The sequence below is a fragment of the Staphylococcus coagulans genome (assembly GCF_002901995.1).
Taxonomy (GTDB): domain Bacteria; phylum Bacillota; class Bacilli; order Staphylococcales; family Staphylococcaceae; genus Staphylococcus; species Staphylococcus coagulans.
Map to the genome: position 1 here is coordinate 21,609 of NZ_PPQN01000034.1, position 22,440 is coordinate 44,048.

The 22,440-nt window shown below is 36.1% G+C and carries 18 protein-coding genes; 1 reads left to right on the forward strand and 17 read right to left on the reverse strand.

The window, feature by feature from the left end; genetic code table 11:
• Window positions 1-61: 61 nt before the first annotated feature.
• From trxB to fakB1, 16 genes are all read right to left on the reverse strand, one after another.
• Window positions 62-1,000 carry a thioredoxin-disulfide reductase gene (gene trxB / locus CD118_RS08015; protein WP_050345948.1) on the reverse strand — a complete coding sequence of 313 codons (939 nt, stop codon included), beginning with the start codon at window positions 998-1,000 and terminating at the stop codon, window positions 62-64.
• 63 nt (window positions 1,001-1,063) lie between these two features.
• Window positions 1,064-2,500, reverse strand: a complete 1,437-nt coding sequence (locus CD118_RS08020; RefSeq protein WP_103356544.1) for a tetratricopeptide repeat protein — start codon at window positions 2,498-2,500, stop codon at window positions 1,064-1,066.
• A 20-nt stretch (window positions 2,501-2,520) separates the two neighbouring features.
• On the reverse strand, window positions 2,521-3,003 hold the full coding sequence (locus tag CD118_RS08025; protein ID WP_103356545.1) for an acyltransferase: 483 nt from the start codon (window positions 3,001-3,003) through the stop codon (window positions 2,521-2,523).
• A complete protein-coding gene (lgt, locus tag CD118_RS08030; protein WP_103356551.1) occupies window positions 3,004-3,840 on the reverse strand; it encodes a prolipoprotein diacylglyceryl transferase in 837 nt (278 codons plus the stop codon). It abuts the gene before it with no gap.
• Window positions 3,840-4,781, reverse strand: a complete 942-nt coding sequence (hprK, locus tag CD118_RS08035) for an HPr(Ser) kinase/phosphatase (RefSeq protein WP_050331593.1) — start codon at window positions 4,779-4,781, stop codon at window positions 3,840-3,842. Before hprK ends, lgt begins: the two co-directional genes overlap by 1 nt.
• Window positions 4,782-5,228: 447 nt before the next feature.
• Complete coding sequence (locus CD118_RS08040; RefSeq protein WP_060830266.1) at window positions 5,229-5,603, reverse strand: SHOCT-like domain-containing protein; 375 nt, start codon at window positions 5,601-5,603, stop codon at window positions 5,229-5,231.
• Window positions 5,604-5,606: 3 nt separating this feature from the next.
• Window positions 5,607-8,450, reverse strand: a complete 2,844-nt coding sequence (uvrA, locus tag CD118_RS08045) for an excinuclease ABC subunit UvrA (RefSeq protein WP_103356546.1) — start codon at window positions 8,448-8,450, stop codon at window positions 5,607-5,609.
• A gap of 5 nt (window positions 8,451-8,455) precedes the next feature.
• Complete coding sequence (gene uvrB, locus CD118_RS08050; RefSeq protein ID WP_050331596.1) at window positions 8,456-10,438, reverse strand: excinuclease ABC subunit UvrB; 1,983 nt, start codon at window positions 10,436-10,438, stop codon at window positions 8,456-8,458.
• A gap of 226 nt (window positions 10,439-10,664) precedes the next feature.
• Window positions 10,665-10,910 (reverse strand): CsbA family protein, encoded by a 246-nt coding sequence (locus tag CD118_RS08055; RefSeq protein WP_050346234.1) that lies wholly within the window; start codon window positions 10,908-10,910, stop codon window positions 10,665-10,667.
• A 5-nt stretch (window positions 10,911-10,915) separates the two neighbouring features.
• Window positions 10,916-11,557: a YfbR-like 5'-deoxynucleotidase gene (locus tag CD118_RS08060; protein ID WP_016424521.1), complete on the reverse strand. Its 642-nt coding sequence runs from the start codon at window positions 11,555-11,557 to the stop codon at window positions 10,916-10,918.
• A gap of 297 nt (window positions 11,558-11,854) precedes the next feature.
• A protein-coding gene (prfB, locus tag CD118_RS08065; RefSeq protein WP_425353203.1) for a peptide chain release factor 2 occupies window positions 11,855-12,959 on the reverse strand; the annotation gives its coding sequence in 2 pieces (ribosomal slippage) (window positions 11,855-12,895 and window positions 12,897-12,959; 1,104 coding nt in all).
• 29 nt (window positions 12,960-12,988) lie between these two features.
• Complete coding sequence (secA, locus tag CD118_RS08070) at window positions 12,989-15,517, reverse strand: preprotein translocase subunit SecA (protein WP_050331598.1); 2,529 nt, start codon at window positions 15,515-15,517, stop codon at window positions 12,989-12,991.
• A 279-nt stretch (window positions 15,518-15,796) separates the two neighbouring features.
• Window positions 15,797-16,357 (reverse strand): ribosome hibernation-promoting factor, HPF/YfiA family, encoded by a 561-nt coding sequence (gene hpf / locus CD118_RS08075; RefSeq protein WP_016424517.1) that lies wholly within the window; start codon window positions 16,355-16,357, stop codon window positions 15,797-15,799.
• Between the two features lie 64 nt (window positions 16,358-16,421).
• Window positions 16,422-17,075: a ComF family protein gene (locus CD118_RS08080; protein WP_169925599.1), complete on the reverse strand. Its 654-nt coding sequence runs from the start codon at window positions 17,073-17,075 to the stop codon at window positions 16,422-16,424.
• A 14-nt stretch (window positions 17,076-17,089) separates the two neighbouring features.
• Window positions 17,090-18,379, reverse strand: a complete 1,290-nt coding sequence (locus tag CD118_RS08085; protein WP_103356548.1) for a DEAD/DEAH box helicase family protein — start codon at window positions 18,377-18,379, stop codon at window positions 17,090-17,092.
• A gap of 247 nt (window positions 18,380-18,626) precedes the next feature.
• On the reverse strand, window positions 18,627-19,511 hold the full coding sequence (gene fakB1 / locus CD118_RS08090) for a fatty acid kinase binding subunit FakB1 (protein ID WP_103356549.1): 885 nt from the start codon (window positions 19,509-19,511) through the stop codon (window positions 18,627-18,629).
• A 552-nt stretch (window positions 19,512-20,063) separates the two neighbouring features.
• Here fakB1 and CD118_RS08095 point away from each other — a divergent pair.
• Window positions 20,064-20,699 carry a YigZ family protein gene (locus CD118_RS08095; RefSeq protein WP_103356550.1) on the forward strand — a complete coding sequence of 212 codons (636 nt, stop codon included), beginning with the start codon at window positions 20,064-20,066 and terminating at the stop codon, window positions 20,697-20,699.
• A 266-nt stretch (window positions 20,700-20,965) separates the two neighbouring features.
• Here the strand turns inward: CD118_RS08095 and CD118_RS08100 are convergent, their stop codons facing one another.
• On the reverse strand, window positions 20,966-22,015 hold the full coding sequence (locus CD118_RS08100) for a glycosyltransferase family 4 protein (protein ID WP_050331602.1): 1,050 nt from the start codon (window positions 22,013-22,015) through the stop codon (window positions 20,966-20,968).
• Window positions 22,016-22,440 lie beyond the last annotated feature (425 nt).

Genomic DNA, 22,440 nt, shown 5'->3' on the forward strand with positions numbered 1-22,440 from the left:
AAAATATAGCGCATTCGAACAGATTAACTCCAATCTTAAAAACGATTACTTAAAATCGTGATTAAGCTTCATCATGCAAGCTTTCGATATACGCTTGAACACTTTCTGCTGCGATACTACCATCACTTGTTGCTGTTACGATTTGACGCAATCCTTTTTCACGAACATCTCCAGCTACATAAATCCCTTTAACAGCTGTGCTCATGTCTGGATTTGCTACAATATAGCCCGCTTCATTTGTAATGCCTAAATTTTCAAACGGTTGTGTAAGAGGTTTCATGCCGATATAGACAAATAAGCCATCTGCATCCACTGTTTGTTCAGTGCCATCAACTGTTGAAACTAACGTCAATGAACCTACTTTACCATCTTTTTCGTTAACTGATTTAAGTGTATGGTTCCAAATAAAATCAATTTTTTCGTTTTTGAAAGCACGATCTTGTAAGATTTTTTGTGCTCTTAATTGATCTCTACGGTGAACAATAGTAACTTTATCTGCAAATTTTGTTAGGTACGTTCCTTCTTCAACAGCAGAGTCTCCTCCACCTACAACGTATACATTTTTATTTTTAAAGAAGGCACCGTCACATACAGCACAGTAACTTACACCACGGCCACCGAGTTGTTCTTCTCCAGGTACACCAATTTTTTTGTATTCCGCACCTGTTGCAATAATCACAGCAGTTGCCTCAATTTCGCTTGTGCCAAGATCGATAACTTTGTAATCGCCTTTATCTTCGATGCCTTTAATGTCACCATATTTGTATTCGGCACCAAACTTTTTAGAGTGATCGAACATTTTATTTGATAAATCCGGTCCTGAAATCATTTCAAAACCTGGGAAATTTTCAACTTCTTCAGTGTTCGCCATTTGTCCACCTGGCACACCGCGTTCAATCATAACTGTTTTTAAATTCGCACGTGAAGCATATACCGCAGCTGTCATACCTGCTGGGCCTGCACCGATGATTGCAACATCATATCTTACTTGTTCTGACATGATTCGTTCCTCCTCTTAATTTCATCATAAGAATTTTACAACATTTAAATACGAGACTCAAACTTATATGCTCAACAACCAATTGAGCGCAATTTCAAACGTTTCTGGACACACGTCAAATAGTTCAATGACCTCTTGTCGATGTAATGATTGTACGCCAGCATTAAAATACAAATAGGTAACTGCCGCAACATATGCATTTACTTCATCAACATTTATCTTTTCCACCGATAAGCTATCTGCATAATTGATCCAACTTAAAAATAATGCGTCATCACCTTTAGTTTTAGGTAGATGATAAAGCTTTTCCATTCCTTTGTGTATAAAGTGTAACTTTGTGAGCTGTAAGTTTTGTATTAAATAGGAAAGATAGAGTTTCTCATAATCTCCTAATGTTTCTAGTATGTCCCATACATCTTTCGTCATTAAAACCTCTTTACCATTTAATTGATTCAATAAAAAGAGCCCATAAAGACGTTCATGCTGATCCTCACTGGTCAATAGCGGTTCAATATGACAGTTAAAGTACTGTCTACTTTCATCCACGACCCAAGGGGGAAAACCAGGATTCGCTTTAAGAAATTGTGTCAATGCTTGCCAAAAATATTCACTTTGTTCAATATGACCCAGGTAATAATAATTATATGAAAGTGCATGAAAAAGCTGGAAAGTTTGAAATTTTCCTCTTCGGTGGAGCGGTAAGAGTAAATATTGCGATGCTTGATATTGCTTTAAATAGCTTAAAACGATCCCCAATTTAAAAGATTCTTCATCGTTAATTGGAACGACTTTATTGAGTAGTTTGAGATAGTGATTAAACAGTGTTTGTTCATTCATATTGTACAACAATAAAGTATAGTGACATAAAGCATGGACATCTGAAGCGTCTTCTTTCAAAAGCCGTTCAAACATTTCTTTTGCAATCGTGTTCTCGTTTAGATAGAGATAGCACATGGCAAGTAAATTTCGAATGAGGCGATTTTCTTGAATCACTTCATCTTGACGTAATATGTACGCTCTTGCATCTAACAAGCGCCCTTGTCCAAACAAATATTGAAAAATAACTTGTGTTACAAACAATTGGCTTTCTAATTCAAGCTCATTTTCGCCACTAAATGAAACTTCAAACATACTCTCAAGTTCTTCGCGGTAGTCTTCATCTTCCGCAATAAACGCATAGCTCAAACCAAATAAATAGGCTTTATTGGGTTCATTTAAATCAATATTTAATTGACTAAGTTCATAATAAGAGGCTTCGAGTTCAGAGCCTTTACTGATTTCTTCGTAATAAATGGCTTCTGCCTTGCTTGGTGCATTTAAGTTGATTAAACAAGTCGCAAGTTGTTGCTTCGCCTCAAAATGATCGGGTGACAATTCTAACACTTTTTCTAAATAGCGTTGTGCTTTTACATAATCTTGCTGTTGCATTTTCTGTTGTGCCAAACGTTCATAAACAGAAACATCAGACCACAATTGTATAATATTATTCTTTTGTGTCATCATTGCCACCTCTCTTTCTCTCATTGTTCTTTTATTTGAATCGGGTTGCCATATGCAATGACATCATTGGGTATATCTTTTGAAACAACACTGCCTGCACCAATTTTAGCGCGCGCGCCAATTTTAACACCGGGAAGAACTGTAACATTGGCTCCAATCATCGTATCGTCACCAATTTCAATCTCTCCTACTCTTAGTGCATCGGTCAAAAATTCATGTGTCAGTAGTGTTGTATTATAACCAATAATGACATTTTTGCCTATTTTTATTTTTTCAGGATAAAAAATATCAGGTGTCACTTTGAAAGCAATCGCCGTATATTGACCGACTGTCATTTTCAAAATATATCGATAGAGCCAGCGTTTGAATTTCAAACTCGGTACAAATCGCGCCAGTTCAATAATTAGTGTATTTTTAAATAATTTTGTAAAACTTTGATAGTCATACATGTGCCAAAGCGCATTATTCATTTTGGTCGGAATGACGGTTAAGCGTCTTTTCATTTAACGTGACCCTTCCTTTTCCCAAGGCCAATTTAAAACACCCACTTCTCGATACAACGGTGCTTTGGATTTAAATCGTCTCCATATAAACAGTGTTATCCCGATCACAATCGCGATAATAGAGACAAGCTGTGCAATTCGAATCGTCTCTGTTAACATCAAGCTATCTGTTCGCAAGCCTTCGATATAGAAACGGCCAATCGAGTACCAAATTAAATACGTAAAAAATGTTTCGCCCACACGAAGACGTCGACGCAAAAGAATTAAAACGATAAAACCAATCACATTCCATATGGATTCATATAAAAAAGTAGGGTGATAATAAATACCACCAATTTTCATATTCTCAATTATGAATTGTGGTAAATGCAATTGTTCCAAAAAGGCACGGCTAACTGGTCCACCATGAGCCTCATGGTTCATGAAATTTCCCCAGCGTCCAATCCCTTGCGCCAATATAATACTAGGTGCAACGATATCACCGAGTTGTAAGGGATGCCAATTTTTGCGATAACAATAATACATCCCCATGGCAAACGCACCAATTAAGCCACCGTGGATGGCAATTCCTCCACGCCAGATCATGATAATCTCTGCGGGGTTTTGTAAGTAATAATCCAAGTGGAATAAAACAAAATAGAGTCGCGCAGTAATGATAGCGACAATGACGCAGACAATTAAAATATTAATTAAATCGTCTTCTTTAAAGCCCACTTTTTGTGCACTTTTTTGTGCGAACCAATAACCAATTAATATTGCAGTTGCTATAATAATCCCATACCACTTGATTTGCAATCCACCTAGATCAATTGCTACAGGATTGATGTAACCAATCATCATTCTTTATCTCCTTTTTGATGTGTACTATTTCTTAATATTTCAGCATTTAAACGTTCGTTAAATTCTTCTGCTGTGTTAATGCCCATAATATTGAGTCGATAATTCATTGCGGCTACTTCAATAATGACAGCCACGTTTCTTCCTGGTCGAACTGGGACTGTTTTTTTAGTAATTTCCGTATCCAAAATTTTAAGCGTCTCGTGATTCAATCCAACGCGATCATATAATTTGTTTTGATCCCACGTTTCAAGATTGATATTCAGCCGTATGCGTTTTTGCGTCAAGATAGAACCTGCGCCAAAAAGCGTCATCACGTTAATAATTCCTAGCCCTCTTATTTCTAGTAAATGCTCAATAATTTTAGGCGGCTTACCAATCAATTCGTTTTTATTGATTTCTTTAATTTCTACATTATCGTCTGCGACTAGACGATGACCACGCTTCACAAGTTCTAAAGCTGTTTCACTTTTACCTATGCCTGAATCTCCAGTAATTAACACACCAATCCCATACACGTCTACCAGTACACCATGTAATGCTGTAGAATTTGCTAATTCGTGCTCAAGATAAGAAGTGAGACGTCCCATGACACGTGTCGTGGCTTCGTCCACATAAATGAGTGGTGTATCTAACGCTTTGGAAGCTTCTAACAATTCCTCAGGCGCTTCAAGCCCTCTCGTGATAATGATTGCTGGTGTTTCTGGACGACAAAGCTTTCTCATCCGCCCTTGTCTATCCTCATCTGGCAATAAATTATAAAACGAAAGTTCTGTTGTACCTAATAGTTGAATTCGATTCGAAGCATAATGTGAGAAATAGCCCGCCATCTCTAAACCAGGTCTAGAGATATCTGTATTATGAATAGGTCGGTTTAAACCTGCTTCACCAGCTATCACTTTCAAATTAAATCGCTTTACCAAATCTTGAGTTGTTAACATGTCAGTCACCTCAGTATTCACTCTATCTCTCATTAATCATCATATAGAAAGACGTAAAATAACAGTCCTATTGCGAGACTGATTTCATACGCTCAGTTAAACACGATTCTTTTTAACACAGTTCAATACGATGGACTGTGCCTATCGTTGTTAATTATGTCCTATATTATACATGAAATGCGAAAGAAAGAGATGTATTTCATTATTAAAAAACTTTTACATTCGTCTTAACTCGTTGTGTCTCATCTATTAAAAGCGGTTCACCCTACTCAATGACCCTATTCATTTTAACATTTTTACTATTTAAGAAGGAACATCTGCCACTAGACAGAAAAAAAGTCCCCAAAATTCAAAAATCACATGAATTTTAGGGACGCATATAAGAACAATCTCTACACTATAATATAAGTACGAAATCACAATGATAATCTTTTAAATAAAGGACATTTACTTTTCTTTATTTAATCGATCTGTCACTTCTTTTAATGTTTTTTCAAATTGTTTTAAAGGATCGATAGGGTGTGCTTCTTTATTTTGCTTTGCTTGTTCGCGCTGTTGATTTACATATTCAACGCCTTGACGTAGTGTTTCACTAACATTTTCAAATGTGTCGCGGACAAAGTCTTCTACTGATGATTTAAAATCGCTGTCTACGCTTGTATCATCAGCTTTCGCTTCGCTTTTTTGAGTATCTGAATGGTTCGTTTGCGCTTGTGCTGTCGTTGCGTCTGTAGCCATTGCATCTAAAAGTATTGCTGCTTCTTCTACTGAAATCTTTCCATCTTGTAGTAATTCTAACACTTTGATTTTTGCTTCTTTCATTTACTAGCCCTCCTGTCGCGCTTTATCACGTGCCAATATTTCTTTCAAATATCGTCCAGTGTATGAAGTTGGATGTGCGGCAATCTCTTCAGGTGTCCCTGTTGCTAGGATTGTCCCGCCGCCTTCACCACCTTCTGGCCCTAAGTCAATTAAATGGTCAGCCGTTTTAATGACATCAAGGTTATGTTCAATAATAACGACTGTATCACCATTGTCAACAAGTCGATTTAAAACTTTTAATAATCGACTAATATCGTCAACATGTAAACCTGTTGTTGGCTCATCTAAAATATAAATTGAACGTCCAGTTGAACGTTTATGCAATTCAGATGCGAGTTTCACACGTTGTGCTTCACCACCCGAAAGCGTTGTTGCCGGTTGACCTAACGTAATATAACCTAAACCTACATCCACAAGCGTCTGTAATTTACGTTTGATTTTAGGGATATTTCCAAAGAAATGGACCGCGTCTTCAACTGTCATCTCTAAGACGTCAGAAATGTTTTTACCTTTATATGTGACTTCTAAAGTTTCGCGATTATAACGTTTCCCTCCACATACTTCACATGGCACATAAACATCTGGTAAAAAATGCATTTCAATTTTGATAATACCGTCACCTTTACATGCTTCACAACGTCCGCCTTTCACATTAAAGCTAAAACGTCCTTTTTGATAACCTCGTACCTTTGCTTCGTTTGTTGAGGCAAAAACATCTCGTATATCATCAAAAACACCTGTATATGTGGCTGGATTAGATCTTGGCGTACGACCAATAGGCGACTGATCAATATCTATAATTTTATCAATCTCTTCAATGCCTGTAATTTCATCATGTGCCCCAGGTCTCACTTTTGATTTGTTGATTGCTTTAGCAAGAGATTTATACAATACTTCGTTAACAAGCGAACTTTTTCCAGAACCTGAAACCCCAGTTACCACATTCATAACAGACAGTGGAAAATCGACATCTACACCTTTAAGGTTGTTACTTCTTGCGCCTTTTACCGAGATTTTACGGTTGTTTTTTTCTCGACGATGTTCAGGAACAGGAATAAACTTTTTACCACTCAAATATTGACCTGTCAGTGATCTTTTATCTCGCATCACTTGTTTAGGTGTACCACTAGAAACAACATGGCCCCCATGATCACCTGCACCCGGTCCGATATCGACAAGGTAGTCCGCTTCAATCATCGTATCTTCATCATGTTCGACAACAATTAATGTATTTCCTAAATCGCGCATTTCTTTTAGTGTATTGATGAGACGATCGTTATCACGCTGATGCAAACCAATGGAAGGTTCATCAAGTACATAAAGGACACCAGAAAGACGTGAACCGATTTGAGTTGCCAAACGTATGCGTTGCGCTTCTCCTCCTGACAATGTTCCTGATGCACGATTCAACGTTAAATAATCCAAACCTACGTTATTCAAAAAGGATAAACGAGATGTAATCTCTTTTAAAATTAAACGCGCAATTTGGGCATCTTGATCTGATAATTCGATATTTTCATAGTAATCAAGCGCTTCTTTTATAGATTGTTCAACGACTTCACCAATATTTTTTCCAGCAACATAAACTGAAAGTGCTTCTCGACTTAATCTTTGTCCATGACATGTTTCACAAGGTTGTTCTGCCATATATTTTTGCATCATTTCACGGACATATTCTGAAGGCGATTCATGGTAACGGCGCTCAATATTCGGAATGACACCTTCAAACGGCATCGTACGTGTACGCTGTTGTCCATTTTTAGATTGGAATGAGAAAGTTATCTCTTTATCCCCAGAGCCGTGCAAAATAATGCTTTTTTGTCGATCAGTTAATTTTTTATAAGGTTTATCCATATTGATTTTATAAACTTCACACACACGTTTTAATAACGTTGGATAAAAATCTGAACTCGTTGGCTCCCATGGGACAATCGCCCCTTCATTAAGGGATTTGTCTTTGTCAGGAACAACTAAATCAATATCCACAGTTAATTTAGTTCCTAAACCATCACAAGTCGGACATGCGCCAAACGGACTGTTAAAACTGAACATTCTTGGTTCAAGCTCACCAATCGAAAAACCACATATTGGACATGCATGTTTTTCAGAAAACTCAAGTTGGTCTCCATCAATTACATCGACAACAAGATGGCCATCTGCAAGTTCTAATACGGTTTCAATTGAATCAGCCAGACGTGTTTCAATACCTGGTTTGACTACTAAACGATCGACAACAATTTCAATGGTATGGTTTTTATTTTTATCAAGTTCTGGCACTTGTGTCACGTCCATAATCTCGCCATCAACACGGACACGCACATATCCCTTTTTACTAATATCATTCAATAATTTTTCGTGCGTTCCTTTACGATGATTAACGACAGGTGCCATTAATTGGATTTTTGTCCGTTCTTCTAACGCCATAATTCTATCCGTCATTTGTTGTACAGTCTGTGATTGTATCTCAATACCATGATTTGGACAATAAGGTTTGCCGATACGTGCATATAACAAACGAATATAATCATAAATTTCAGTTACCGTAGCTACTGTAGAACGTGGATTTTTACTCGTTGTTTTTTGGTCTATTGATATTGCAGGTGACAAGCCTTCTATTGTATCCACATCGGGCTTGTCCATTTGACCTAAAAATTGACGTGCATATGCACTTAATGATTCTACGTATCGACGTTGCCCCTCAGCATAAATCGTATCAAAAGCCAATGAGGATTTACCTGATCCAGATAAACCCGTCATCACTATCAATTTTTGTTTAGGTAATTCAATATCAACATTTTTTAAATTGTGGGCGCGCGCCCCTTTCACAACAATCGACGGTTCTTTCATGCTTTTCACCCTTCTGATTTTAGTTCGAATAATAAATCTCTTAATTCTGTTGCTTTTTCGAAATCCAGTGCTTTTGCTGCTTCTTTCATTTCTTTTTCGACATTTTCTATCGTTTTTTGACGCTCTTTTTTCGTCATTTTCTTCGGCACTTCTGTACGTGCATCTTCATTTGTCTCATCAGATTCCACAGTCGCACTAATCACATCATGAATTTGCTTATTAATTGTTTGAGGCACTATGCCGTGTGCTTCGTTGTAAGCCATTTGAATTTCACGACGTCGTTCGGTTTCATCGATTGCGACTTGCATAGAGTCAGTGATTTTATCAGCATACATGATAACTTCACCTTTATCATTTCGTGCTGCACGACCAATCGTTTGAATAAGGGAACGTTCAGAACGTAAAAAGCCCTCTTTATCAGCATCTAAAATCACAACTAAAGAAACTTCCGGTATATCTAAACCTTCACGTAACAGGTTGATACCAATTAATACATCAAATGTTCCCATTCTTAAATCTCGAATGATTTCTATACGTTCCAGCGTTTTAATTTCTGAGTGAAGGTAATTAACTTTAACACCTGCTTCTTTAAGATATGTGGTTAAGTCTTCACTCATTTTTTTCGTTAATGTCGTAATTAAGACACGTTCATTACGCTCTGTGCGTTCCTGAATTTCACTTAATAGGTCGTCGATTTGGTTTTTCGTAGGTCGTACTTCAATTTTAGGATCCAATAAGCCTGTAGGTCGAATAATTTGTTCTACCATTTCGTTAGTATGTTCAATCTCGTAAGGTCCTGGTGTTGCCGAAACATATACGAGTTGCTTCGTTTTTTCTTCAAATTCTTCAAATTTTAATGGTCTATTGTCTAACGCACTTGGTAGACGAAAGCCATGCTCAACCAGTACCTTTTTACGTGCTTGGTCACCATTATACATACCCCGTATTTGTGGTAAAGTCACATGTGATTCATCAATCATCACTAGCCAATCGTCACCGAAATAGTCTAGCAACGTATACGGCGTCGAACCTAAAGGTCTTAATGTTAAGTGGACAGAGTAATTTTCAATCCCTGAAGTGAATCCCATTTCTCGCATCATTTCTAAATCATAATTAGTACGTTGTTCTAAACGTTGTGCCTCTAAAAGCTTGTTTTCACTTCTTAAATATTCAAGTTGTGTTTCAAGTTCTTTTTCAATTCTTTCGATTGCAATTTTCATTTTTTCTTCACGTGTTACGAAGTGTGATGCAGGGAACAACGCAAAATGTTCTCGTTCTCTAAGGACTTCCCCAGTTAAATAATTAATCTCGCTAATTCGATCAATTTCATCACCAAAAAATTCAACCCGAATACATAATTCATCACGTGAAGCCGGAAATATCTCAACAACGTCTCCTCGCACTCTGAAAGTTCCCCGTTTAAAATCAATATCGTTACGTGTATACTGCACATCAACAAGCTTTCTCAATAAATCACTGCGGTCCATTTCCATACCGACACGAATACTTACTACTAAGTCACGATATTCATCCGGATTCCCTAAACCATAAATACAGCTTACACTTGCAATAATAATGACATCATCTCTCTCAAATAACGCACTTGTCGCAGAGTGACGCAGTTGATCAATTTCGTCATTAATAGATGCGTCTTTTTCTATAAATGTGTCAGTAGATGGAACATACGCCTCAGGTTGATAATAATCATAATAACTCACAAAATACTCTACTCTGTTCTCAGGAAAGAAGGCTTTAAATTCACTGTAGAGTTGTCCTGCGAGCGTTTTATTGTGAGCAATAATTAATGTTGGTTTCCCTACCTCTTTTATCACATTACTCATTGTAAAGGTTTTACCTGTCCCAGTAGCCCCTAACAATGTTTGATGGCGCTTGCCTTCCTTAATCCCTTTCACAAGCGCCTCTATTGCTTTAGGTTGATCACCTTGTGGATCAAATTTTGAAGCAATTTTAAAATCATGATGCTCCATCCCTGTTCGCCTCCTATCAACTTAATACTCATATTTTAACAGAATACAATTAAAAAATACAAACATTTGTTCGTAATGCGTGATTGTGCTTGCGCTATGTTTTAACATGTCAAAAAGGAGCGTATCTGATTGCCATGTCTTGCTTTTCAGATTCACTCCTGGTGAAAAATATTTATTTTTATAACCATTCTAAATATAACAATTGTAATATAAATACTTTTAAATGTTATATTCCACTGTCATCATCATGCTCAGTCCGGTGTTTCTCTAAGTAATCCATAATGAGATATCCTACTAGCAATGAGACAACATCTAAAAAAATAATCCATTCATTATGAAAAAAGCCCTTGTAGACGGAAGCCCCTATAACTACAAGTGTAATGAGAGTCCCAATCCATTTACTTCTCGTTATCGTACTGAAAAGAACAACAAGTACACATGGAAAAAAAGCGGCTAATATATACCAGATCAATCCAATCACATCTTTCTTTTATTAAGGATATGCATTGTTGTTTCTCTTAATTCAGTTTTAGGGATAAATCTTTCTGTTAACATTTCAGGAATAATATGTTCTATGAAATCTTGAACTGAATACAAATGATCAAATTGCATGATGGTTTCGAGACTCATTTCGTAAATTTCGAAAAATAGAGGTTCAGGGTTTCGTTTTTGAATTTCTCCAAACGTTTCATACAATAAGTCAATTTTATCAGCTACTGACAAAATTTGTCCTTCTAATGAATCATCTTTCCCTTCTTGTAATCGGCGTCGATATATATCTTGATACTTTTCTGGAATTTCTTCCTTAATAAAAGTATCAACCATTTCTTCCTCAACCTGTGAAAAAAGTTTTTTTAACTCACCGCTTGCATACTTTACAGGTGTTTTAATATCACCTGTAAAAACCTCTGCAAAGTCATGATTTAATGCTTTTTCATATAAACTTTTCCAATCCACTGTTTTCCCGTGATACTCTTCAACAGTGCCTAAATATTGGGCGATTTTTGTTACTTTAAATGAATGTGCCGCGACATTATGCTCAAAATATTTAAACTTTCCCGGTAAACGAATTAGTTTTTCTAAATCTGATAATCTTTTAAAATATTGATGGACGCCCATAGCCAACCTCCTCTAAAATCAATTAAACGCATGCAAGCTATTTGTTGATTATATTAACACATTTATATTGAATTTTTCACTTGTTTTTACAGGTTTCACTGATATTTAACAAAAATGAATACAATTTAAAATAATTCTTTTCGCGAAGCCTTAAAGTCTAAAATACAAACGAGCTGACACGCCATCAATATCAGTTTTTTAGCGTTTTTAATTTGAAAAACATGTATAAAAAAGGAACGAAGATGAATTCTATATCACATCATAGAATTCATCTTTCGTTCCTTATTTTGATACAACTTAATGCATGAGATGTCTTAAATAAGCCTCTATAAATGGACTAATATCGCCATCCATCACTGCATTGACATTGCCTGTTTCTTCATTTGTTCGATGATCTTTTACCATGGAATACGGATGGAATACATAAGATCGAATTTGGCTTCCCCATCCAATTTCTTTTTGTTCACCACGAATAGCTGCTAACTCTTGTTCTTTTTGCTCGAGTTCAAGTTGATATAGCTTTGCTTTTAACATTTTCATCGCAGCTTCTCTGTTTTTAATTTGTGAACGCTCATTTTGGTTGTTCACAACGATGCCAGTTGGACGGTGTGTAATACGAATGGCAGACTCTGTTTTATTAATATGTTGTCCACCTGCACCAGAAGCACGGAAAGTATCTACGGAAATGTCATCAGGATTGATTTCAATTTCAATTTTTTCGTTGTTGAATTCAGGTATTACATCACAAGATGCGAAAGACGTATGACGTCGGCCCGAAGAATCGAAAGGCGAAATACGTACTAAACGATGAACACCCTTTTCAGCTTTCAAATAGCCATAAGCATTATGACCTTTCACAAGCATGGTAACGCTTTTGACACCCGCCTCATCACCCGCTTGGTAGTCTACAATCTCCGTTTTGAATCCTTGTTGCTCACAAAAACGCTGGTACATGCGTAACAACATATTGGTCCAATCTTGAGATTCTGTTCCACCTGCACCGGGGTGCAACTCTATAATTGCGTTATTTGCATCATGTTCACCATTAAGTAAGAGTTGCAACTCAAAATGATTGAGCTTCTCTTCAAAGTCGATGACTTCAGCTTCTACATCTTGCTTGATATCTTCATCATATTCGTCTTGCAATAGCTCAACGGTTGCTTCCATATTTTCAATCAATTCTGCGACTTCGTAATAGTCTTGAACTACTGACTTTAACGCATTATTTTTATCGATGATTTCTTGAGCACGGTTTTGATTGTCCCAAAAATGTGGATCAGCCATCATTTCCTCATACTCTTGAATATTTGTCTCTTTATTTTCTAAGTCAAAGAGACCCCCTTAGTTGTTCTAATTTTGAGGCATAGTCATCAATATTACGCTTAATCTCTGATAATTCCATATTTATCTCTCCTTCAATTGTTCGACAACTTATTTTCCATGACAATTTTTATATTTTTTGCCACTACCGCATGGACATTGCTCATTACGACCAATTTCTTGGTCCTTTACAAAAGGTTGGGGCTTCGCTTTCTCTTTGCCGTCCTCAGCTGAGACGTGCTTCCCCTCCAACTCCTTTGTTTTTTCACGCTCTACATCATCATCCACAGTAATTACTGATTTTAGGATATATTTACTTACATCTTCTTCAATGCTTTGCATCATGATATCAAATAACTCGTGACCTTCATTTTGATAATCTCTTAACGGATTTTGTTGACCATATGAACGTAAGTGAATCCCTTGTCTTAATTGATCCATCGTATCGATATGTGATGTCCAATGATCATCGATAGAACGAAGAAGAATCATACGTTCAAATTCTGGCATACGATCACCTAATTGAGATTTTTGACGCTCATAAGCAGCCTCAATTTTAGCCCAGATGACTTCAAACATGTCTTCTTGGTCTTTGCCTTTAATTTCACTTTCTTTTAAGTCGCCCTCATGTAAGAAAACGTCTTCGATATAATGAATAATAGGTTCATAATCCATTTTTTCTTCGTCTTCATTCACATAATAATTCAATGTTCGTTGCAACGTTGATTTCATCATTTGAATTACGAGCTCTGAACTTTCAACTTCATCAATAATGCGATTTCGCTCTTCATACATAATTTCACGTTGTTTACGTAAAACTTCATCATATTCTAAAATACGTTTACGTGCATCAAAGTTATTACCTTCAACACGTTTTTGCGCAGATTCTACAGCACGAGAAACCATTCTAGATTCAATTGGAGTAGAGTCATCCATACCCAATCGGTTCATCATAGCTTGCATTCGATCTGAACCGAAACGCACCATTAAATCATCTTGTAATGAAAGATAAAAACGGCTGTCCCCTTGGTCCCCTTGACGACCTGAACGACCACGTAATTGGTCATCAATACGGCGAGACTCATGTCGTTCTGTACCAATAACAGCAAGACCTCCAAGTTCTTCTACACCTTCGCCAAGTTTAATATCTGTACCACGACCGGCCATGTTTGTTGCAATTGTTACCGATCCTCTTTGACCTGCACCTGCAACAATTTCGGCTTCTCTTTCGTGGTTTTTAGCATTTAACACACTATGACGAATACCACGCTTTTTCAGTAAGTTAGAAATATATTCAGAAGTTTCAACCGCAACTGTCCCTAGTAATACCGGCTGACCTTTACGGTGTTTTTCTATAACCTCTTCGACAACCGCATCGAATTTACCTTTTTGACTCACATAAATTAAATCGGACTTATCGTGACGTTGAACAGGTCGGTTGGTTGGGATTTGCGTTACTGTCATATTGTAAATATTGCGGAATTCTTCTTCCTCTGTTTTAGCAGTCCCTGTCATACCAGCTAACTTGTTATACATTCTGAAATAGTTTTGGAATGTAATTGAGGCCATTGTTTTGGACTCATTTTGAATTTTTACGTTTTCTTTTGCTTCAATTGCTTGATGCAATCCTTCTGAAAAACGGCGTCCAGGCATTGTACGACCTGTAAATTGGTCTACAATTAAAATTTCGCCACCTGTTACCATATAGTCAACATCGCGTTGCATTGTATAATGCGCACGTAACGCAAGATTAATGTGGTGAATAATATCAACGTGTTTCACATCATATAAATTCTCTATTTTGAACATACGCTCAGCTTTATCAATCCCTTGTTCAGTTAATTGAATCGCTTTTGTTTGTACATCGTAATTATAATCTTCTTCAGATTTAAGCATCTTCGCAAAAACGTTGGCTTGCGTATAAAGTGATGTTGATTTTTCGGCTTCTCCAGAAATAATTAAAGGTGTACGTGCTTCATCAATTAAAATAGAGTCAACCTCATCAATAATTGCAAAATTTAGCGGACGCATAACACGATCTTCTTTATAGTTCACCATGTTATCTCTCAAATAATCGAAACCAAGTTCGTTATTTGTACTGTACGTAATGTCTTTACTGTACGCTTCACGTTTGTCGATAGTGCTCAAACTGTTTAAGTTTAAACCTACAGATAGGCCTAAAAAGTTATACAGCTCAGCCATTTCTTCACTTTGTACACTTGATAAATATTCATTGACTGTAATTACATGCACACCGCGACCAGTGAGAGCATTTAAATACGTTGGCATCGTTGCAGTCAATGTTTTACCTTCACCTGTTCTCATTTCAGCTATGTCACCATTATGGATAGCAATCCCACCCATGATTTGAACTTTGTAAGGTGTCATATTGAATACACGTTTAGAGGCTTCACGGACGAGCGCAAATGCTTCAGGTAAAATGTCATCTAACTTATTATTTTGTTTTCTAATATCTTCAACTTTTTGTACTTCTTCTTGAAAAGCTTTCGTTTTCGCTTTCATTTCATCATCAGTTAATAGCGCCATTTGTTCTTCTAAGGCTATGACTTTGTCTGCTAATTTACTTAAACGTTTGACTTCTCTTTTATTACCGTCAACCAGTTTAGTTAAAAAACCCATTTTGTTCGCTCCTTTAGCGTTAATACTGTGTCGCTTACAACAACTCATCATACCATTTTTGAGTATAAATTTATACTCAAATACTCAGTTGCATTGCCGTCGTTATTTATCACACTACTATCATACGCGTATTTTACTAAAAAAGAAATCTATGGCAATGGTCTACCATAGATTTCTTAAATATCAATCCAATATGTCATGAACTCCATTCTCTATAATACTAGGCTCAAAGGTTGTGCCTAAATGGTGAAATTCACGTTTCCTTACTCGACATATTGATTATTCAGTTTCAATTAAACCGTATTTTCCATCTTTACGACGATATACAATACTTGTACCATCTGTTTCTCGGTCATTGAATACGAAGAAATCATGTCCTAATAAGTTCATTTGTAAAACCGCTTCTTCTGAATCCATTGGTTTTAAACTAAATGTTTTTGAACGGATGATTTCGATATCAGAATCTGTAGCTTCGTTTTCAACCTCTGGTTCTGCACCTTCAACATCAACAAAAACATCTTCTTCAAAACCACGATCTCTATTTTTACGGTTCACACGTGTTTTATATTTACGGACTTGACGTTCAAGTTTATTATTAATCAAATCGATTCCGGCATATAAATCATCGTGACGTTCTTCCGCACGAAGTGTAACATTCTTCAAAGGAATTGTCACTTCAATTTTAGTGCTAGAGTTTTGGTATGTTTTAACTTTAACATGAGCAGTTGCATTGGGTACATTAGTGAAATAACGTTCTAATTTACCAATCTTCTCCTCAATATAATTTCTGATAGCATCTGTGATTGTGAGGTTGTCTCCATGAATTTCAAAGTTAATCATAGTGCTCGCTCCTTTCAACCTCTTTTTAAAATATATTCCTTACTTATATTTTAACATGTTTACGCTATCTCGCAAACGTTAACATACTTAATTTTCTGACTTTTTGTTGTAATAATACATCTGCGGCACAATGTGCTGTATGACCTGTTGTGTAAATATCATCAATAAGTAGAATAGACTTGTTTTCTAAACATATCACACTCTTATCATGTTCAAAATAAATCGGATTCTGAACCTTAAATCGTTCGCTTAGCGTTAAAGTATATTGTTTCGGTCGTACATTCATCTTTAAACAATCAACATAAGCGATTCTTTGAAAATCTAATATCGTCTTTACAGGGTTAAATGTACGTTTGATATCATTATCTCGACTTGAGGGGATAGGAACAATGAAATCAATATCATGTGCTGGTATTTTAATATAGTAAGCAAAAATCTCTGCTAGGGCTACATCTTGTAAAAATTTATATTGATGAAACAGCGCTTTAATAAAGCCTTGGTAATGAAAAATCGCGTTTATCGTTTCAAAGTATTGCGTAGAAAGATTGAGGTAATCACAATTACGACAATATCCAGATGCACAGACACCTAAACAATAAGGACATCGACCCTCTTTATTAAAACGGCAAGCTTGGATCGCTTCGTCACAACTCATACACACAATTTTTGGTTTTGAAAAAAGCGATCGTATCCCCACCTCTTCATCATATGTTTTCATACAGTAATGGCATCTCACCCATCAATCCACCCTTTCTGCCTCGCAATTCGATTCATCATTTTGATTTCTCGTCGTGCTGTATACATGGCTGTTGTTCTTCCCTCGTGAAAAAAACACACATCACCTCCTGGGCTTTGCATTTTCCGCCCCACACGACCAGCAATTTGAATTAATGCTGTTGCAGAAAATCGGTGACTATCAACCACCCAGACATCTAAGTCTGCCATTGTAAAACCACGTTCTAATATCGTGGTTGTTAACATAATTGAATACGCTTTTTGTCGTAGGGCATCAACTTTCTTTATGCGCGCACTATCTTCACTATGCACAAAGTGAAGTTGATCTATTTGATGACGGTACGTTTCAAAAAATTTTCGCATTTGTTGAATATCACTAAAGAAAATCAGTGTGGTTCGTTGCTGTTTTTGTTGATGTCTCATTTGATTAAGAAGATAAAATTGAACTTTAGAAAAACGAACTTTAAAGTATTTAAAACGTGGGACGACAAGTGGCTTTTGATGAAAGCGAGCAGGTAAAGTAATCGTATGTTTATCATCAAACTGTGCTTTTAATTTTTTAGGTGGCGTAGCTGTCATATAAATCAAACTTTTATGCGTTCTTGCGGCATTTTCAATTGTATTCATTAAAGTGGTATCCATCGATAAAGGAAAAGCGTCCACTTCATCTACAAATATCACATGGAAATGATTTTTAAACCGGTAGAGTTGGTGTACTGTTGAAATCACAAAATGCGCATCATAACGCTGTTTGCTCGCTTGATGTAGCACATCGATTGCTTCGCTTTGAAATGATTGTTGAACACGATAACTGAGTTCAACCACAACATCTAGTCGCGGAGATACAATCGCCACATTGTATCCGGCACGTCTTGCGCGTGCAATAGCTTCAAACATCATTTCTGTTTTTCCAGCACCTGTTACAGCGTGAAGTAATAAACTTTCAAAATTCATAACCGCTTGTACAATACGATCAGAAGCAAATTGTTGCTGTTCCGACAGCTGGAAAGTGAGATGGTACTCCCCTGTTGTACACTTCATTAAACTTTTCATTATATAGACCGTCGTTAAATTATCAATCCTCCCCATTTGAACACAGTGGCGACAATATACAACTGTCTTTTCGTGGTAGGGACTCTTGTAACGATAAAAATGTTCAGAAGCTGTTGTTGCACATCTCGCACAAAACCATCCTTGTTTCGTTCGTTCAATGCCTTTCTGTTGTGTTTCGATATCTACTTTCCTACATAGCGCTAGATCAGTAATCAATTGTCCATTAAGGTACATTTAAGTGGCCCCTTTCACCTATATACACGCTTATATCCAATGAATTACTTTCTCGCTTCAAAAATATTTACACATTGTTTTATAACTTCATGCTACTCAAAAATCAATGACAGGCCGAAGAATTTAAATAACTGGCAATTTATCATCTTTTATAAGCAAATTCGTCTTTAAGCATCACAAAAAATAAAGACACCTTAAAACCAACACTATGCGTTTGGTTTTAAAATGCCTTATGCTTCGAATATGTTTATTCAACTTCTTCATCTGCTTCAGGTAAACGGATATCACGATTCGTGACACCAATCCCAAAACCACCTAAACCTAAATGAGATGAAATAACTGGACCAAATTCTGAAAAAATAATATTTTTTTCAGGAAAACGTTCTAGCAGATCTTCATAGACATGGTGAGATTCTTCTTTATTATCTCCGCCAATCACCATTACTGTTGCAGCTTCAAACTGATCAGCTAATTCGATTGCTTTTTGTTCGATTAATTTCAACGCTTTCTTTTTAGTACGGACTTTTTCATAAGGAACAATTAAACCGTCTTCAAATGTAAGCACGGGTTTCATTTTGAGTAAGTTTCCAATCCATGCTTGCGCCCCAGTAATTCGGCCACTTTTATGTAAATTTTTCAAATCATCTACAACTAAAAAAGCACCTGTATGATCTCTCATTTCAATCAAATCGGCTAATATTTCTTGTACATCTAAACCTTGAGCAATTAGGTCTAACGCACGAATAACAAGTGCGCCCTCTGGTAAACATGCAATTTTTGAATCAACTGGGTGAACGTTAATACCTTCAACCATATCAGCTGCTTGTAATGCTGTTTGATACGCACCACTAATACCGCTTGAAAGATGAACCGTAATTACATCTGTATAACCCTCATTTTTGTATGCTTCATAAGCATTTATCATCTCGCCAATTGCGGGTTGACTTGTCGTCGGAATTGTTGCTGATTTTTCTAATATATCATAAAATTCATCTGCAAAAATTGAAATATTTTCTTTATAATTCTCACCGTTTTCCAATGTAATACTCAATGGTACAACACGAATATTATTTTTTTCTAAAACATGCTGAGGGATATAGCTTGTTGAATCAGTCATCACAGCTATCTTCATTTTTATTTCCTCCTCTAAAAGCTAAAACACAATCGTGTATTTTATTTGCAATCACTTTGATATGATTTAAGTGATATAAACGCTAATCAAAAAAATAGCGATAATTGTCAATGTGTGCAGTTCGGACTCGAACGTTGTCAAGTATGGCTATGCATATTTAAACTAAACCTACCCGCGCCATTACACCTCCAGTTTAATTCAACCGAAGGACACAAATCCTTACAATATGTACTTGATACTTTCTTTTATATCAGATTTCTTATTATATTGCTATTGTTTTAACATACAACAATTTATAATTATACCAACAGTTTTCATTGGTTTCCAATAGGTATGTGGATGCAATCACCTAACACACATCAATTATTGCGTTTTAACAATACGTGAAAGACGCTCGATTCATTCATGATAACTACTATAGCCTATAAGAAAATTCATCTCGTGGTGTGGCATCAAGAACAAAAAAATATTGCAACATTTGCCTAATCTTATATGAGACTTGTTAATATAGTATAATAGACAAAGTAATTTGAACAATAAAGGGTGACATTTATGACAGATTCAGTCATTACAATAAAAGATGAGCATATCATAGAAAATGTAATTAATAAATCACGATTTATTGCACATATCAAACCTGTGCAAGATGAATCAGAAGCAAAAGCATTTATTGAGACCAAAAAGAAAGAACACCGTGAAGCCACACACAATTGTTCAGCATATACAATTGGGGATACCATGTTAATTCAAAAAGCAAATGACGATGGTGAACCTAGTGGTACAGCAGGTGTCCCTATGTTAGAAATGTTAAAAAAACTGGAGGTTCATAATGCAGCGGTCGTTGTTACACGTTATTTTGGAGGCATTAAATTAGGTACGGGCGGTCTGATTCGTGCATATGGTGGCGCAGTGAGAGATGTCATCCAAGATATTGGACGTGTTACTTTAAAGCCTGCGATTCCAACACGACTATCAATTGCATATGAACTGACAGGTAAATTTGAGCACGAACTTCAAAGTACCAACTTCATATTAATAGACACAAATTATACGGATCAAGTTACATATCATATCGATGTGTTAGAAGAAGATTACGATGCGTATATTCAATTTGTAAACCAACATACGCAAGGCAAGTTCACCATGGAAGAAGACCCTGTTAAACGTTTGCCTTTCGATATCGATTAACGAATGACTTCAAAAATCAATTTACCCTTCCATGACTGGTGTAAAATCATTGATGCATTCATCCTCAACCTCCTTTCATGAAAACAAACAAAAACGGGAGTGGGCATTACTCCCAATCCCGTTGTAACTTGTTTATGAACAAACGAACTTCGTTGAATTAAGTTTTAAAAATTTAATACTTGATTAATTAAAGGCGCTTCATCTTCTTAATACTAAATCCATTCTTAAGATTCTGTCGTAAAAATGGATTTGAAAAGACTACACTATTATCTACTCTCTTTTCGTTTTGAAATTAAGTTAAGTAATGGTCGATAATCATCGTCAATTAACCCAGTAAACTCGACAATCAACTCAATTGTAACCACAATCAAAATAATCATTAAGAATACGCCCCATGGTTGTGATAAGTATAAAATAATACTTACAACACTAAACATGAAAGCGATGGAATAAATGAGTATGACGGTTTGACGGTGTGTATAACCTAAGTCCAACAGTTTATGATGGAGGTGCGATTTATCTGCTTGCATAATATGTTGTCCTTTTTTCACACGACGAATCATTGCAAATAAAGTATCAATGAACGGTACAGCTAAAATGACTATCGGGAAAAACAAGGATATAAATGTAATATTTTTAAAACCAAGTAATGACACAAAGCCAATAATAAAGCCAATCAATAACGCCCCGCTATCCCCTAAAAATATTTTTGCCGGGTGGAAGTTGAATACGAGGAAACCGAGTAGTGAACCAATTAATACACTACAAATCATGATGATAAAGATATTACCTTGTAAGATGGCAATAAATGCAATCGTAGCTAATGCAATGACAGATACCCCTGCAGCTAGACCGTCTAAACCGTCAATAAGGTTGATGGCATTTGTAATGGCGACAATCCAAAAAATAGTAATTGGGATACCTAGCCATCCAAAATGAATCGTTGGTCCAATAGGCAAGGAAATAAAATCAATGGTCACCCCATAAGAGACAACTACAGTTGCTGCTAATATTTGACCTATCAACTTAATAATAGGTTTAAGGTCATATAAATCATCAATCAAACCCACTAAATAAATCACAACTGAACCTAAAAGTAACGGCTTAATTTCCCTTTCAATAGGTTCTCCAAGCCATATACCAATTAAAAATGAGAGTAAAATCGCCGATCCTCCCAGCATTGAAATAGGCTTAGTGTGGATCTTACGGAAATTAGGCTTATCAACAATATCCAATTTTTTAGAAACAGCGATAACGACAGGTATAATCATCAAACTGACTATCATTGAAACGCCAATGAGTATTAAAGTATACATCAGTTCACCTTCAATAAATGAAAATTTTCTTTATTAATATTCGACAAACAACAGCATATTTATAATGAGCTACCTTTAGAAAGTTTAACATAAAGAATGAACTGTACTAAAACATAAATAAAAGTTAGAATGCTTTGTATAAGACAATCTAGAAGTTAGAACCAACATTCATCTTTTATAAACTTCAAACGGTAAATTGCGCACACTTGTAAAGCGCATACGTCATCTTATGCGCGATTGCGCTTTTAGCATGAATTAAATAATCATACGTTTTATTTTAAAATAAAACTATTTGCATTAAAATCTATTTAAAAATGGTTTTACACGCTCAATCCTGTTATATATCCTACCATTCAAACGCTTCAAACACTTTATTATATTATCATATATTAACATGTAAATGCCTTTAATAACATTTATAGAAG